This is a genomic window from Streptococcus sanguinis, from assembly GCF_019929145.1.
Classification (GTDB): domain Bacteria; phylum Bacillota; class Bacilli; order Lactobacillales; family Streptococcaceae; genus Streptococcus; species Streptococcus sanguinis_U.
Window position 1 is genome coordinate 12,595 of sequence record NZ_JAHZOW010000003.1, and the last position, 16,635, is coordinate 29,229.

At 44.5% G+C, this 16,635-nt stretch carries 15 protein-coding genes; 2 read left to right on the forward strand and 13 right to left on the reverse strand.

Annotated elements, in window-relative coordinates; all coding sequences use genetic code 11:
* Positions 1–139 precede the first annotated feature (139 nt).
* From sufB to K1I94_RS07655, 9 genes are all read right to left on the reverse strand, one after another.
* Positions 140–1,552 carry a Fe-S cluster assembly protein SufB gene (gene sufB / locus K1I94_RS07615; protein WP_002893631.1) on the reverse strand — a complete coding sequence of 471 codons (1,413 nt, stop codon included), beginning with the start codon at positions 1,550–1,552 and terminating at the stop codon, positions 140–142.
* 17 nt (positions 1,553–1,569) lie between these two features.
* Entirely contained in the window at positions 1,570–2,007 is a 438-nt protein-coding gene (gene sufU, locus K1I94_RS07620) for a Fe-S cluster assembly sulfur transfer protein SufU (RefSeq protein WP_223314957.1), read from the reverse strand.
* Positions 1,994–3,226, reverse strand: a complete 1,233-nt coding sequence (locus K1I94_RS07625) for a cysteine desulfurase (protein ID WP_223314958.1) — start codon at positions 3,224–3,226, stop codon at positions 1,994–1,996. Before K1I94_RS07625 ends, sufU begins: the two co-directional genes overlap by 14 nt.
* A 40-nt stretch (positions 3,227–3,266) precedes the next feature.
* On the reverse strand, positions 3,267–4,529 hold the full coding sequence (sufD, locus tag K1I94_RS07630) for a Fe-S cluster assembly protein SufD (protein ID WP_002898868.1): 1,263 nt from the start codon (positions 4,527–4,529) through the stop codon (positions 3,267–3,269).
* Positions 4,530–4,570: 41 nt separating this feature from the next.
* The gene (gene sufC / locus K1I94_RS07635) at positions 4,571–5,341 is read right to left on the reverse strand and encodes a Fe-S cluster assembly ATPase SufC (protein WP_002893635.1); all 771 of its coding nucleotides are present in this window, start codon (positions 5,339–5,341) and stop codon (positions 4,571–4,573) included.
* 89 nt (positions 5,342–5,430) lie between these two features.
* Positions 5,431–6,597: a glycosyltransferase family 4 protein gene (locus K1I94_RS07640; protein WP_317627939.1), complete on the reverse strand. Its 1,167-nt coding sequence runs from the start codon at positions 6,595–6,597 to the stop codon at positions 5,431–5,433.
* Positions 6,588–7,340 (reverse strand): adaptor protein MecA, encoded by a 753-nt coding sequence (gene mecA, locus K1I94_RS07645; protein ID WP_002911767.1) that lies wholly within the window; start codon positions 7,338–7,340, stop codon positions 6,588–6,590. The genes K1I94_RS07640 and mecA overlap by 10 nt, the downstream gene beginning before the upstream one ends.
* A gap of 174 nt (positions 7,341–7,514) precedes the next feature.
* The gene (locus K1I94_RS07650) at positions 7,515–8,357 is read right to left on the reverse strand and encodes an undecaprenyl-diphosphate phosphatase (RefSeq protein WP_223314959.1); all 843 of its coding nucleotides are present in this window, start codon (positions 8,355–8,357) and stop codon (positions 7,515–7,517) included.
* A gap of 139 nt (positions 8,358–8,496) precedes the next feature.
* A complete protein-coding gene (locus K1I94_RS07655) occupies positions 8,497–10,392 on the reverse strand; it encodes a DUF2207 domain-containing protein (protein ID WP_223314960.1) in 1,896 nt (631 codons plus the stop codon).
* A 131-nt stretch (positions 10,393–10,523) separates the two neighbouring features.
* Between K1I94_RS07655 and K1I94_RS07660 the strand changes: the two genes are divergently transcribed.
* Together K1I94_RS07660 and K1I94_RS07665 are read left to right on the forward strand one after the other, a co-directional pair.
* Positions 10,524–12,089 (forward strand): ABC transporter substrate-binding protein/permease, encoded by a 1,566-nt coding sequence (locus K1I94_RS07660; RefSeq protein WP_002908067.1) that lies wholly within the window; start codon positions 10,524–10,526, stop codon positions 12,087–12,089.
* Positions 12,086–12,826, forward strand: a complete 741-nt coding sequence (locus tag K1I94_RS07665) for an amino acid ABC transporter ATP-binding protein (RefSeq protein ID WP_002908066.1) — start codon at positions 12,086–12,088, stop codon at positions 12,824–12,826. Before K1I94_RS07660 ends, K1I94_RS07665 begins: the two co-directional genes overlap by 4 nt.
* 93 nt (positions 12,827–12,919) lie before the next feature.
* Here the strand turns inward: K1I94_RS07665 and K1I94_RS07670 are convergent, their stop codons facing one another.
* The 4 genes from K1I94_RS07670 to ilvC form a co-directional block, all read right to left on the reverse strand.
* Positions 12,920–13,135 carry a capsule biosynthesis transcriptional regulator gene (locus K1I94_RS07670; protein WP_002893653.1) on the reverse strand — a complete coding sequence of 72 codons (216 nt, stop codon included), beginning with the start codon at positions 13,133–13,135 and terminating at the stop codon, positions 12,920–12,922.
* A 108-nt stretch (positions 13,136–13,243) separates the two neighbouring features.
* Positions 13,244–14,176 carry an SPFH domain-containing protein gene (locus K1I94_RS07675; protein WP_002908065.1) on the reverse strand — a complete coding sequence of 311 codons (933 nt, stop codon included), beginning with the start codon at positions 14,174–14,176 and terminating at the stop codon, positions 13,244–13,246.
* A gap of 56 nt (positions 14,177–14,232) precedes the next feature.
* Entirely contained in the window at positions 14,233–15,483 is a 1,251-nt protein-coding gene (gene ilvA, locus K1I94_RS07680; RefSeq protein WP_223314961.1) for a threonine ammonia-lyase IlvA, read from the reverse strand.
* 99 nt (positions 15,484–15,582) lie between these two features.
* On the reverse strand, positions 15,583–16,605 hold the full coding sequence (ilvC, locus tag K1I94_RS07685; protein ID WP_049547612.1) for a ketol-acid reductoisomerase: 1,023 nt from the start codon (positions 16,603–16,605) through the stop codon (positions 15,583–15,585).
* Positions 16,606–16,635 lie beyond the last annotated feature (30 nt).

A 16,635-nucleotide genomic window follows, 5' to 3' on the forward strand; every position in this document is an offset into this window, starting at 1 on the left:
AAAACAGCCGCGAATCAAATGATTCGTGGCTGTTTTGTATACTTTGTAAATGTTGGACTAGAACTAGCAAACATCTTTGAATCTTAACTCGCAATGCGTGTCTTCAAGCAATAATTTAAAATTTCGCTTAGACAAAGCTTTATCCAACTGATCCTTCCATTTCATAGCTAATCAAGCGGTTAAGCTCAACAGCATACTCCATAGGCAGTTCTTTGGTGAAAGGTTCGACAAAGCCCATGACAATCATTTCGGTGGCTTCGGATTCGGACAAGCCACGGCTCATGAGATAGTAGAGCTGCTCTTCGGAAATCTTAGAAACCTTGGCCTCATGCTCCAGAGCCACCTGAGAGTTATGAATTTCATTAAAAGGAATGGTATCAGACGCCGAAATATCGTCCATGATAATCGTATCACACTCAATATGGCTGACGGATTTCTGTGAATTCTTTCCAAAGGTCACTTGACCGCGGTAATCCACCTTACCTCCGCCCTTAGCAATAGACTTAGACACGATAGATGAGCTGGTATGCGGAGCATTGTGAATCATCTTAGCCCCTGTATCTTGGTGCTGATTGGTATTGGCAAAGGCAATGGAAAGCATGGTCCCACGCGCTCCAGGTCCGTCCAGATAGACAGACGGATACTTCATAGTCGTTTTCGCACCAAGGTTCCCGTCAATCCACTCAACCGTCGCATCTTTCATGGCCCGCGCCCTCTTAGTCACGAGGTTGTAGACATTATCAGACCAGTTTTGAATAGTGGTGTAGCGCATATAGGCACCATCGAGGGCAAAAATTTCAACAATTGCCGCATGTAGACTATTACTAGAGTACGTTGGAGCTGTACATCCTTCTACATAATGGACGCTAGCGCCCTCATCAACGATAATCAAAGTCCGCTCAAACTGACCAGAATTTTCATTGTTAATCCGGAAATAAGTCTGCAAGGGAACGTCAACCTTGACACCTTTTGGCACATAGATAAAGGTTCCACCAGACCAGACGGCGGAGTTGAGAGCTGCTAGCTTGTTATCTGTCGGAGGAACCAGCTTAGCAAAATACTGCTTGAAGAGCTCTGGATATTCCTTAAGAGCTGAGTCGGTATCCGTAAAGACGATTCCTAGCTTTTGGAACTCTTCCTTCATATTGTGGTAGACCACTTCTGATTCATACTGGGCCGCCGCACCAGCGAGATAGGCTCTCTCCGCTTCTGGGATTCCAATTTTCTCAAAGGTTTCCTTAATCTTCTCAGGTACTTCATCCCAACTTCTAGCAGGTTTATCAGAGGCCTTTTGGTAATAAATCAAGTCATCAAAATTAATTTCTGACAAATCCGGCCCCCAAGTCTGCATCGGCATCTTCTTGAAAGCCTCGTAGGATTTGAGGCGGAAATCCAGCATCCATTCTGGTTCATCCTTGGCTGCAGAAAGCTCACGAATGACCGCTTCATTCAGCCCTTTCCCTGTCGAGAGGACAGGTTCAACATCGTCATGGAAACCAAACTTGTATTCACCGAGATCAATCGGTTTTGGTTCTACTCTTTCTTCTGACATAATTTCCTTTCACATTCTTACTTTTTATCTTCTTCAATTGCTCGCTTGAGGGCATTCCAACCCAAGGTCGCACACTTAATCCGCTGCGGGAATTTGGCAACGCCTGCTAAAAAGGCTCCATCTCCCAATTCTTTCTGGCGACTGTCTTCTTGGCCCTGAACCATCTGCGAGAAAACTTCTGCTAATTCCAGCGCCTGCTCTTTTGTCTTGCCCAGAACCGCATCCGTCATCATGCTGGCCGAAGCCGTTGAAATGGTACAGCCGGAATTCACAAAGGCAATATCCTCAATCTTATCTTCCACATTAAACTTCACAGACAGGCTGATGACATCACCACAGGTCGGGTTATTGAGGACTACCTGCTCCACATTTTCCAGTTTCCCATGATGATGGGGGTGAGCCGAGTGATCCGTCACAACCGCCTTGTAAAGACTGTCTAACTTAGAAAGTGCCATTGAAAAACTCCTTTGTCTTTTCTAAAGCATCTACCAGCTTGTCGCAATCCGCATAGGTATTGTAGATATAAAAGCTAGCCCGCACAGTTGCTGGCACCTGCAGATAGGTGAGCAGAGGCTGAGCACAATGGTGCCCTGCCCGAACAGCCACTCCTTCGTAGTCCAGAGCTGTCGCGACATCATGCGGATGGAGACTATCTAGGTTAAAGGCAATCACGCCTGAGCGCTGGGCCAAATCCTGAGAGCCATAAATGGTCAAACCTTCCACTGCCTGTAGCTTAGGAAATACGTAGGCAATCAGGTCCTGCTCATGCTGGGCAATAGCATCCATACCCAAGTCTTCCAAATAATCAATGGCCGCCGCAAGACCGATTGCTCCTGCCATATTCGGAGTGCCGGCCTCAAACTTCCAAGGCAATTCCTTCCAGGTCGCTTCCTGCTCATAGACGAAATCAATCATTTCGCCACCGAACTCGACTGGTGACATCTGCTCTAGCAATTCTTCCTTGCCATAGAGAACCCCGATACCGGTCGGACCAGCCATCTTATGTCCCGAAAAGGCAAAGAAGTCCACATCCAAATCCTGCACATCAATCTTCATGTGTGGAATGGATTGAGCCCCATCCACCACCAAAAGCGCTCCTTGCTGATGAACCAGCTGGGCAATCTCCTTGATGGGATTGATGACACCGAGGACATTAGAAGCATGAGCTAGAGAGACAAACTTTGTCCTCTCACTGAGCTTGGCACAGAAATCCTCCATATCCAGAGCACCGTCTTTGAGATAGACATATACCAGCTTGGCTCCAGTCTTCCTACAAGCTTCCTGCCAAGGAATGATATTGGAATGGTGCTCCATGATAGAAATCAGCACTTCATCACCAGGCTGCAACCTTTCAGTCGCAAACTGAGCCACCCAGTTAAGTCCCGTCGTGGTTCCTCGCGTAAAGAGGACTTCTCTACTAGAAGCCGCATTGATAAAAGAACGAACTCTTTCCCTGGCTGCTTCATAAGCTGCTGTCGCCCGCTCGGCTAGCGTATGCACACCGCGGTGGACGTTGGCATTGTCTCTAAGATAGTAGTTTTCAATTGCTGCCAGCACCTGCTTGGGTTTCTGGGTTGTCGCCGCATTGTCCAAATAAACCAAAGGCTCATCATTGACAATTTGGTCCAAAACGGGAAAATCTTGCTTGATTGCTTCTGCATTAAATCCAGTCATGAAGACTCCTATCTACTTACAAGGGACAAGGCCCAGCTTTTTATCTTTTTGCGAGAATAATATCGATATTTTCAATCATTTCATCACGAACTTCTTTAACAGGGATTTCTACAATCACTGAGCCCAAGAAGCCGCGCACGACCAAGCGTTCAGCCGTCGCCTTATCAAGACCCCGACTCATGAGATAATACATATCTTCTGGATCTACCTGACCGATAGAAGCCGCGTGACCAGCTGTCACATCGTTCTCATCAATCAAAAGGATGGGATTAGCATCTGAGCGAGCCTGGTCAGACAGCATGAGAACCCGACTTTCCTGCTGGGCATCCGCTCCCTTGGCACCTTTGATAATATGTCCAATACCATTGAAGGTCAGGGTTCCTTTTTCTAGGATAACCCCGTGCTGCAGGATATTTCCGATAGAGTTGCAGCCATAGTTAGTTACGCGGGTATCAATCCCCTGAACCTGCTTACCGCTTGAGAGAGCCACCACTTTCATATCCGCATGGCTACCCTTGCCATAGAGGTCGCTATCAAAGTCAGCCACGACATTGCCTTCGTTCATAACGCCGATGGCCCAGTCAATCATAGCATCATTATCCAGTTTACCACGACGACTGATATAAGCCGTTACATTTTCGCCCAAGCGATCAATAGCTGAAAACTTAATCTGAGCTCCAGCCTGAGCAATAACTTCGACAGTGATATTGGCTGTTACTGGAACAGAGCCCTCGCCGTAAGTTTCCAAGCGTTCCAAGTAGTTAACTTTGGAATGCTTGCCTGCGATAATCAAAATATGCTTGTTAAAAGGAACATCGCTTTCACTGTCCTGATAAAAAATTCCTTCAATCGGCTGGTCAATCTCAACATTGTCCGGTACATAAAGAACGGCACCGCTGTTGAAATAGGCAGTGTGGTAAGCTGCCAATTTGTCCTCGTCGTACTTGACCGCAGACATAAAATGCTTCTCTACCAGCACTGGAATCTCTTCTAAGGCAGTGTGGAAATCAGTGAAAACCACACCTTGCGCTGCCAAGTCAGCTGGCAATTGCTCCAGAACAGTATGAGTTCCCACCTGAACAAGCTTGAGATTGTCATCTAAAGCTGTAAAGTCTGGAACACTTGTCAGCGGCTCACTCTCTGAAATACGGCCGTCTCCCAGATTCCAGCGATGAAATTTAACCCGCTCAATACGTGGCAATTCTAACTGGTCAATTTTATCAAAGGCCTGCTGGCGCAGTTGAAAGAGCCAATCTGGCTCTGCATGTAGCTGTGAAAATTCTTGAATCAATTCTTTAGTCATGTCATTCTCCTATCTTTTATCAAAGTCAAAAGAATGTTTGACTAGGCTTCTTCGGTATAGGTGAAGCCCAACTCTTCAGCCAATTTAGCATAGCCTTCTTTCTCCAAGCGGACTGCCAATTCTGGACCGCCAGAAAGAACGACTTTACCATCCATCATGACATGAACCACATCTGGAGTGATATAGTTGAGCAGGCGTTGGTAGTGGGTGATAATCATAGCACCAAAGCCTTCACCGCGCATAGCATTAACCCCTTTGGACACAACCTTAAGAGCATCGATATCCAGACCTGAATCAATCTCATCCAAGAGCGCAAAAGTCGGCTCTAGCATGAGCAACTGCAGGATTTCATTGCGCTTCTTTTCACCACCGGAGAAACCTTCATTAAGATAACGCTCAGCCATTTCTTCTTTCATGTTGAGCAGTTCCATCTTTTCATCCAGCTTCATGATAAAGTCGCGGACAGAGATTTTTTCCTCGTCTTCCTTGCCAGCATTCATAGCAGCACGGAGAAACTCTGCATTAGTAATGCCAGGAATTTCACTAGGGTACTGCATAGCAAGGAAGAGTCCCATGCGAGCACGCTCGTCTACTTCCAATTCTAAGATATTGACTCCATCAAAAAGCACCTCTCCTTGAGTCACTTCGTAGTTAGGATTGCCCATGATGGCTGCAGACAAGGTGGACTTCCCTGTTCCATTTGGACCCATAATAGCTGCAACCTCTCCCGTTTTCAGAGTGAGATTCACCCCTTTGAGAATTTTTTTCCCTTCGATTTCAACATGAAGATCTTTGATTTCTAAGACAGACATTTCTTTTTCCTTTCTTTGCTTAGCTGATTTACATACTTTAGTATACCAAAAAAAAGCCCAAAAGGCTTTTATTTTGTTTAGAGCTATTCTTATTTATTACGCTTTTGACGCCATTTCCGCCGAACTTCCTCTCGGTAGGAGGAGTTCCCAACAAAGCGGAGAATATTGAGCAAAGGAGTACGATTAGGCCCCAAAACTCCGACCAACTCAGCAAAGAGCTCAACACCCAGAAGTAAGCCTATCATCAAGAGCACGCCACCAATTCGACTGGAAACATTCAGTAAGAGAGAGATCATGGCAAAGACCAGTGAAATCCCATAGATAACCAGCACTGTCCCTCGGTGGGTCAGTCCCAAGGACAAGAGCCTATGGTGAAGATGGTGCTTGTCAGGTGTGTAGAATTTCTGACCAGACAGAGTACGGCGGATAATCGCCAGAAAAGTATCCGTAATCGGCACCCCTAAGATAATCATAGGAGTCACGACCGCAACAGCCGTCGCATTTTTCAATCCTTGCAAGGACAGAACAGCAATCATAAAACCGATGAAGAGAGCCCCCGTATCACCAAGATAAATGATAGCTGGGTGGTAATTGTAAGGGAAAAAACCTGCAATTGACAAAACCAAGACGAAAATTGTCAGGGTCAAAAAGAGATTGTGCTGGGGCAAAAAGAAGTAAGAAACAATCCCCATCGTCACTAGTGAGATGATGGACACCCCACTCACCAGACCATCCAGACCGTCAATCAAATTAACTGCATTGGTGATAGAAATAATCCACACCACTGTCAAAATATAGGACAGCCAAGGCTCAAAATGCAGGAAAGGTCCGCCAAAAGGAAGCTTAAAATCATCCAATCGGAAATCAGTCAGCCACCAGATTAGGCTGGCCGCTAGAACAATTCCCCCCATTTTCAGCAGGGGCGACAGCTCTTTGATATCATCGACCAGCCCTGTAAAGGCAATAATCAAACCACCTAGAACGACCGGCCAAACATAATCAAAATAGGTCTGTCCAAAAAAATCTACAGCAACAATCTGTGGCATCAAGAGCAGAGTAGAGATAGAAAAAGCCGCTACAATCGCCAGCCCGCCACTGCTAGGCATGGGCTTTTTATTGATGCGACGAGCATTGGGATAATCTACCGCACCAATCTTAAAGGCTAGGAGCCGAACCAAGGGTGTTAGAATCACCCCGATAAAAAAAGTTCCCAGCAATACCAAGATAAACTTTAAAGGAAAAGTAATCATAGGCATTCAACCTTCTGCAGGCCAGAGACCGCATCTGTCACCAAAAGAAGATGACCGTGCTCCTGCAGCACTGCCCGAGTGATATCTGAATCATCTGCGAATTCACGCATCTTGGCCAAGAGCCAAGCTGGATAGCGCTCTGGAAAGCCCTCAACATCTACTAAAATCGTCAAATAATAAGCTGAATCATACTTATAAAGCTCTGATAAGTCAATCTTATAGTCCACCGTCTGGGCAAAAGCCGCAGCAGCTTTAATATCTTCAAAACGCAGGATGTAGTAAATGTAACGCTCTGCATTTTCCGCCGACTGCTCATCAGCCGCCTCCTGAGAAAGCTGCTCCCTTTCCTCTGCTTCGGCTGTTTCCAAAGATTGGACTGCTTCTATGTCTTCCTTACTCTTTTCAAAAATGCTCTTTTCCAATGTCTTGAGGAATTCATCTGGAGACATATGAGACAGCTCGTCCATGTCTGGCAGATCTGCCAAATCCTCAAAACTCAGATTCTTATCCAACTTAGATTTGGTAACAAAAACATCTACCTTATCTGGTTTAGGCGTCACTCGAAAACTCAGCATACCGCTGTCCAAAAAATTATCTGGCATCTCCAACTCATCTAAGATGGTATAGAAAAACTCTTCCGTCTTTTCTTGGGGAACCAAGAAATCAGCCATTTCCATGCCGCGCTCTTCCAAATCTTCCAGCTGAATCGTGATTTTTATGGTCGAATCACTAATCTGTTTCATTTCCATATCTCTACCTCATACACTTCTAGTCCTACTATTATACTAAAAAATCCCCCGTATTTCAAAAAATAGCTAGTAACGCTTTGAAAATGGAATTTGCAAGAAAAAACTCTCAGAAAATTCCGAGAGCTTCTCATTTCACTACATGAGATAGTTAAGGAAACATTAAAATTGCCTCTTTTATCCCATCAAGGCTTTGATTGCTGCATAAACCAGAAGCACGCCGCCTAGGCCAATCCGATATTTCCCAAAAATTGTAAAGTCATGCTTTTTGACGTAGTCTGTCAGAAAACGAATCACGACTAGACTGACACCGAAGGCCACCCCCATGGCAACTAAGAGCAAAAAGATTTGCCCAAATCCCAGACTGTTCCCATTCTTGATAAACTTGAGAATTTTCCAGCCACTAGCACCAAACATAATAGGAATCCCCAGATAGAAAGTGAACTCTGTCACGACAGAACGACTGACACCATTCAGGAGACCGCCGACAATAGTGGCACCAGAACGGCTAGTCCCAGGAAAGAGAGCTAGAACCTGAAAGAGGCCAATTTGCAAAGCAGTCTTATAAGGAAGGTATGCCAAATCTATCACAGCAGGCTCCTCATGCTCGCGCCTTTCCAGATAGATAAAAGCCGCCCCATAGACAATCAGCATCACTGACACAGAGACCAGATTATAGAAATGCGCTTCAAACCAATCATCCAAGAATAAGCCGATAACAGCAGCTGGCAAGGCTGCCACGACGACCTTGGCCCAAAGCTGCCAGGTCTTTTGAACCTGACGTGCTGACTTGCCTGATTGAAAAGGGTTGAGCTTGTCAAAATAGATGACGACAACCGCTAAAATAGCTCCCAGCTGGATAACAACATTAAACATTTCCATAAAGGCTGGACTTTGATTCTTAAACTGGATAAAGTCTTGAATTAAAATCAGGTGACCTGTACTGGAAATCGGCAGCCATTCTGTGATTCCTTCGATGATACCGTAAATAATAGAGATAAAAATTTCAATGATAAACATAGAATACTCCTGAAACAAGGGTTTACTCAAGGAAAGTCACAATTAAATTCCCAAAGAGTATTAGGTCTTATTATATCACAATTTCAAGGCTAGGAAAAGCCAGTACTAAGACTTTTCCGGATAGGCGGGGGCTTGTCTATCAGAAAGCTCCACCGCCTCCACCGCCTCCGCCACCAGAGAACCCACCACCTGAACTTCCGCCAGATGAGACGGAGAAATTGCTGGCCGTGGTCGCTACATGGCCGTAGTTTGAGAAACTGTGCATGCAGCTATAGAAGGCATAGTGCAAGTTAGCCTGAACATAGCTGTCCATAGATGGATTTTCCAAGTGAATCTGACGCAGAGCCATGACACGGCTGACACGATCTGCATAGCCAAAGAGGGTTGCATAGACCAAGAGACGGTTCCACAAGATAATGCCTTCGATTTCTGTCTTGTCCAGATGGGCAATATCTCGCAGCATATTTGAAAAACTTCTCCACAGATAGTAATCATGCGCGCCTTCATCATTCAGGACGCCATCTCGCCAATAAAGCTGTGCCTTACTAGCAAAAATGCAAATCATAACAAGTCCCACCAGTGCTAAGGGAATATATATCCAGATAAGGCTTTCAAAAGCTGCCATATAGACAAACAAAACTCCAATAGAGAACAACAAAACAGCACTAGCTAGAATAATGGCAGTAATCAGTAATCTCTTTTCCTGAACTTTAAGAGGCCGGTAGTGACCAAAGAGACCCAAACGCTTGCCTTCCGATCGCACTTCTTTAGATAAGGAGCGCAAACTGTTAGTAAATAAGGACTTGATATTACTACCTATGTTACGGATATAGGACTCATCCGCAGAAGACTTGTGCTTATAAATATCTTCTGAAATTTGATAGGCTGAAAAGAGATCTTTCACACTGGCTTGGGATTGCTTGTTGAAAGCCATGCCCAGAAAACGTCTTTCAAAGTCCGCCAGTCCATCATAGGTCGCTATTTGCAGAACAGGATTTTCAGCATCTCCCTGCAGGAGGAGATTGCCCCTATCCAGCAAGTCTAACAAAGTCGCCTGGACCATATTTTCAAAGTTCAGCACTGCCTTGCCGCCCCTAGTCGGATCGACATCCTCCATGTCTACTGCGTAAATATTTTCCGCCAAGACAAGGGGAGCCAAGTCCTGAGGAGCTTCGTATAGACGGGCATTCTTGGGATAAGACTGCTTAGGCTTGATCTTCTGGGCAAAGATAAAATAAAGGATAGCCGCTACAAGGATGACACATAAGAGCAGCAAGGGCATATAAATCTCTCCTAGCTGCCGGTAAAAGACCGTCTTGCGGGCAATTTTTTCTTCTTGAGCTTTAAAGGTTGGCAAGTAGTCACTCTCGTCTTCATTCTGGGACACAAGAGAGACCGCTTGTCGATCCCAATAGCCGTGGAGCTCGACATTATCGCCCGAGCCAATTCCATTGAGTTTGACCAGATAGTCAGTGCCATCCTTATCCACGAAAGGCTGGGTGCCAAAGTAGCCACTATGAGCAAAGAGCTCGCTCTTATCTGGATTGCTCAAGCCAGAAACTGTCAAGACGACCTCTCCTATCCCCTGGTCCCAGTCGCTGATAGGAGTCCAGTTGAGCTCAGCAATATCCCTGTGAAGAAAAAGGAGATTTCTCAGCTGCCAAGTTACAGTGACAACAACTCTGTCACCGTCGTTTCCGGAGTTATAGATTTTGACTTCATAGCCATCTCCCAAGTCTTTGACTTGGGGGTTAATGTCCATATCTGGTTCACCATTCGTCAGAACCGAGACCGTCGGATTCCCATCAATGGCAAAGCCATTAGGCATCTTTCCAGCAGAGCCCAGCGAAACAATCTGACCATTATAGTCGTCATTAAACTTGTAGGTCACTTTCTCTGTGTAGGTAGCTGTATTGTCCTCACGCAAGGCCAGATCGCCTTGATAGGATTCAATATCATAGTCAACAGCCGAGACAACCCGACCAAAACAAAGGCAGGAAAATAATACTAACAGGAGATAAAAATATCGTTTCATACTCAACCTCTCTTTACAGATATTTTGTTCTATTATATCATTTTTATCAAGTAAGGGCTTACTAGGATTGAAAAGAACGGTAATTTTCGATAGAATAGGAAGAACTATTATTAGATAAGCAGGAGAAACCCATGAAGAAATTATTACTCACTTTATTTACAGCCCTCCTGGTCACCTTAGGAACGGTCCATGTTATTCAGGCCGATGACTATCTGAGGATCGGTATGGAGGCAGCCTACGCTCCCTTCAACTGGACTCAGGATGACGATTCCAACGGTGCTGTAAAAATCGAAGGAACCAACCAATATGCCAACGGATACGATGTGCAGATTGCCAAAAAAATTGCTCAAGAGATGGGCAAGGAACCTCTGGTTGTCAAGACTTCTTGGAATGGCTTAATTCCTGCTCTGACCTCCGGAAAGATTGACATGATTATTGCGGGTATGAGTCCAACTGCCGAGCGGAAAAAGGAAATCGCCTTTTCCAACAGTTACTACACCAGCGAGCCAGTTCTCCTAGTTCGTAAAGATGGAAAATATGCATCCGCTAAGACTCTAGAAGACTTCAAAGACGCCAAAATCACTTCCCAGCAAGGAGTTTACCTCTACAATCTCATTGACCAACTGTCTGGTGCCAAAAAAGAGACAGCTATGGGCGATTTTGCCCAGATGCGACAAGCCTTGGAATCCGGGGTTATTGATGGCTATATCTCTGAGCGGCCAGAAGCCTTGACTGCTGAGACTGCCAACTCCAACTTCAAAATGATTCAATTTGAGAAAGGCTTTGAAGTCGGTGAAGAAGATGCTTCCATTGCCATTGGTATGCGCAAGGATGACAATCGTATCGAGCAAGCCAATGCAGCAATCGCTAAGATTACTACCAATGATCAAGTCAAGCTGATGGATGAGATGATTCAGAAACAGCCTGTTGATACGGATAGTGAAACAACGAATGAATCATTCTTCAGTCAAGTGGCTAAGATCCTGGCTGAAAACTGGCCGCAATTTTTACGCGGAGCTGGTTTGACCTTGCTTATTTCGATAACAGGAACCATCGCAGGTCTCATCATCGGACTGCTGATTGGCGTTTATCGGACAGCACCAGCTTCTAAGAATAAACTCCTAGCATCACTGCAAAAAATCTTTGGCTGGTTCTTAAATGTCTATATTGAGATTTTCCGCGGAACTCCCATGATTGTTCAGTCCATGGTTATCTACTACGGAACAGCTCAGGCTTTTGGAATTTCTATCGACCGGACTATCGCTGCTATTTTCATCGTCTCTATCAACACCGGAGCTTATATGAGCGAGATTGTCCGCGGTGGTATCTTTGCTGTTGATAAGGGGCAATTCGAGGCCGCAACAGCACTGGGTATGACCCACGGCCAGACCATGCGCAAGATTGTTCTGCCTCAGGTCGTCCGCAATATTCTGCCTGCAACTGGTAATGAATTTGTCATCAATATCAAGGATACATCTGTGCTGAACGTTATCTCGGTAGTGGAGCTTTATTTCTCTGGAAATACCATTGCTACCCAAACCTACCAATACTTCCAAACCTTTACCATCATCGCTGTAATCTACTTTATCCTGACATTCAGCGTAACACGCATCCTGCGCTATGTTGAAAAACGCTTCGACACAGACAACTACACGACAGGTGCCAATCAAATGCAGACAGGAGAAGTAAAATCATGACAGAAACCATTTTAGAAATTAAAAACCTCAAAAAGTCCTACGGTGAAAACCAAGTCCTCAAGGACATCTCCCTCACCGTTCATAAAGGAGAAGTGATTTCCATCATCGGCAGTTCCGGTAGCGGAAAGTCAACCTTCCTGCGCTCCATTAACCTTCTGGAAACACCAACTGGCGGACAGATTTTCTACCGCGGCAAGAATGTCCTGGACGAGAATTACGACCTGACCCATTACCGTGAAAAACTGGGCATGGTCTTTCAGTCTTTCAATCTCTTTGAAAATCTTAATGTCCTAGAAAATACCATCGTCGCTCAGACAACCGTCCTGAAAAAAGAACGGTCAGAAGCCGAGAAAGTCGCCAAAGAAAACCTCAACAAAGTTGGAATGGGCGAGCAATACTGGCAGGCCAAGCCTAAGCAACTCTCAGGCGGTCAGAAGCAGCGGGTCGCTATTGCCCGCGCCCTCTCCATGAATCCTGATGCCATCCTCTTTGACGAGCCGACTTCAGCCCTCGACCCTGAAATGGTCGGTGAAGTTCTGAAAATCATGAAAGAACTGGCTCAAGAAGGGCTGACAATGATTGTCGTGACCCACGAAATGGAATTTGCCCGTGATGTCTCCAGCCGTGTTATCTTTATGGACAAGGGCGTCATTGCTGAAGCTGGCAGCCCTCAGGATATCTTTACCAATCCCAAAGAAGAAAGAACAAAAGAATTCCTGCAGCGCTTCCTCAGCTAAACTATTTATTTTCAAAAGCAAAAAGGAATCTGGAACTAAGTCCAGATTCCTTTTTTGATTTAATGAGCAATATCAGTTGCACGATTTTGAAGTTTAGTCTTCAAATTTTTCATGGTTTTTGTCGTAGAAATCAATCAAGCCAAGAGCTGTTTCAAAAGAGATATTTTTCACTTTTGCACGTCCTTGAGCAAGAGCAATGATAGACATTTCACGTGCATTTGTTTCTTTACTAATACGGTAACCGGTGATCTTCTTATCACGTACCCAACTAACAACAGATTCTACTTTCTCGAAATTAGATTTAGCCATTTCTTACTCCTCTCTATTCTAGCTACATCAACTACTATAATTGTTTTTATACAGTTTGTCAACTTAAACAAACCAAATTCGAACAAATTAAATAATTCTGAATTTTCTTTACTTAGCTTTGAGGGCTGAAAGTATCTGAGTCCGAATACTTTCGACACCTTCTGGATTTGCTGGAAGGAAGATGGTATTATTACCCGAACTATCTGCAAAATTATTCAGCGTATCCAGGTACTGGTTGGTCAAAAGAATAGACATAATCTGCTCTTCTGTCAACTCAATATTGGCACCCTTCAATTCTTTGATGGAGTCAGCCAAACCATCCACAATGGCCTTACGCTGCTCAGCAATACCAACACCATGCAGGCGGTCTTTCTCAGCTTCCGCAGAAGCAGCTGTCACAATCTTAATCTTATCCGCTTCAGCCAATTCCTGAGCAGCCACACGCTTACGCTGCGCCGCATTGATTTCGTTCATAGACTGTTTAACTTCAGCATCAGGCTCAACCTTGGTAATCAAGGTTTTGACAATGATATAGCCATAGGTCGACATTTCTTCAGCTACCTGTTTTTGGACCTCTAGGGCAATTTCGTCCTTCTTTTCAAAGAGCTCATCCAAGGTCAGTTTTGGAACGGAGGAACGAAGGGCATCTTCAATATAGGACTTAATCTGTGCTTCTGGCCGCATAAGTTTGTAATAAGCATCAATCACGTTGTTTTCATTTACACGATACTGGGTCGCAACATTCATAGTTACAAAAACATTATCTTGTGTCTTGGTCTCAACGACAATCTCGCTCTGCAGCAAACGCAGCTGAACGCGAGCCGCTATCTTGTCAATCCCTAAAGGAAGACGGAAATTGATACCGCTGCTGCTGGTTTTGTGATAACGTCCAAAACGCTCAATGATTGCCACAGATTGCTGACGAACCACATAGACTGCACTAAGCAGCAAGAATATAAAGATTATGACCAATATGATAAAGAAAAATGGAATAAAAAACATGTTCAAGCCTCCTTGATTCACTATGGTATATTCTAACATATTTAATTTGCAGTTTCAAATAAAAGCATACAAATTAGGCTAAAATATATTTACAATTAGACAAGCATATTGTAGAGTGTTTCATTCCCGTTCAGATTGATAAAGGACGGATCGAACTGCTCAATACGGTTAATCAAAGAAGCATAATCATGCTTATCTGCCAGAGAAATACCAATCAAAACTGGTCCTGTTCCCTTGCTTGCCCGCTTGATATATTCAAAACGAGTGATGTCGTCATTGGGTCCTAAAATATCATTCACGAATTCACGCAAGGCACCTGGACGCTGCGGGAAGTTAACCACGAAATAGTGCTTGATACCATCATAAATAAGAGCCCGCTCTTCCATCTCTGGCATCCGGTTGATGTCATTGTTTCCACCTGAGATAATGCAACAGATAGTCTTCCCTTTAATATACTCACTCAGCACTTCCAAAGCAGCAACACTTGCCGCACCAGCAGGCTCTGCGACAATCCCTTGCTTGGAGTATAGATCAATGATGGTCTCTGAAATAAGCCCTTCATCTACACCGATAAGATTTTGAACATTCTTTTGTGTAACCTCATAGGTTGATGCACCGACCTTCTGGACTGCGATGCCGTCTGCAAATTTATCGATTTCTTTGAGCTTGACCGGACCTCCAGCTTCAAAAGCTGCTTTCATACTGCGGGCACCGTTGGCTTCCACACCAATAACTTCGATAGTTGGCTGACTTTCTTTGATATAGGTTGAGACTCCTGATATCAGTCCGCCGCCGCCAACTGGTACCAAAACAGCATCAAAATCGATAGCTTCTCTTCTGGCCTCGTCTAAGATTTCATAGGCCACTGTTCCTTGACCAGCTTGGACATCTTCATTATCAAAAGGATCGATAAAGGTGCGGTTTTCAGCCTTAGTATAGTCAAGCGCTGCCTTGGCCGAAGCATCAAAAGTATCTCCAACCAGCTTGATATCCACAAATTCACCGCCAAAGAAGCGAACCTGACCAATCTTCTGCTGAGGAGTCGTGATGGGCATAAAAATAGTTGCTGGAATTTTCATTTCCTTACAAGTATAGGCCACTCCTTGGGCGTGATTTCCCGCAGAAGCACAGACAACCCCACGCTGGCGCTCCTCTTCATTAAGTTGAGAAATGGCATAATAAGCCCCGCGGAGTTTAAAAGAGCGTACCCGCTGCATATTTTCCTTCTTCAGGTAAATCTTGGCCTGGTACTTCTCTGACAAATAGTGGTCGTAGTCAAGCGGTGTATTGACAACCACATCTTTTAACACTTTATGAGCATGAGTGATATCTTTTGCTCTGAGCATATTTTTTCCTTCCCTATTCTTCCAGTTTATTCTCTATCAAGCAAAACAAGGGGCTGGGAATTCGCATTCCAACCCCTAATGTCTTATATACTCTTTATCTTAATTGTAAATCTTGAAAGCATCGTCGTCGTTTTTACCAACGAATGGCATTGCTTTACGCAATTCTGCACCGACCTTTTCAATCTCTAGATTAGCAGCTTGCTCGCGGTAAGCAGTCAGTTTTGGACGACCAGCCTTGTAGTCATTTACAAAGTCATTTGCAAATTTACCATTTTGGATATCTGCCAAGACCGCCTTCATGTTTTCTTTGACTTGTTCAGTAATCACACGTGGGCCTGATACGTAATCACCGTATTCCGCAGTATTTGAAATTGATTGACGCATTTTCTTGAAGCCACCTTCATAGATCAAATCTACAATCAGTTTCATTTCATGCAGCACTTCAAAGTAAGCCAATTCTGGTGCATAGCCAGCTTCAGTCAAGACTTCAAATCCTGCTTCAATCAGGGCAGTCAGACCACCACAAAGCACAGCTTGTTCACCAAAGAGATCTTCTTCTGTTTCTTCTTTATAAGTTGTTTCAAGCAAACCAACACGAGCCGAACCAACTCCTTTACACCAGTCCATTGCGATATCTTTGGCATTTCCAGTAGCGTCTTGGTAAACTGCATACAGAGCTGGTACACCAAAACCTTCTTCGAAAGTACGGCGAACCAAGTGACCAGGACCTTTCGGTGCACACATAAAGACGTCTACATCGGCAGGAACTTTGATAAATTCAAAATGGATGTTGAAACCATGAGCAAATCCAACTGCGTTTCCAGCTTCCAAGTTTGGAGCGATTTCTGCTTCATAGAGATCTTGTTGGATTTCATCTGGAGCCAAAATCATGATAACATCAGCCAATTTAGCTGCTTCTGCTACTGTATAAGTATCAAAGCCGTCTTCTTTAGCCTTGTCAAATGACTTACCAGGACGAACACCGATAATCACATCGTGGCCTGTATCGCGCAAGTTTTGCGCATGAGCATGACCTTGTGATCCATAGCCGATTACGGCAATTTTCTTACCGTCAAGCGCTGCTACTTTTACATCTTTTTCGTATTCCATTGTTACTGCCATAAGTTTTACTCTCTTTTCTATTTTTATTGC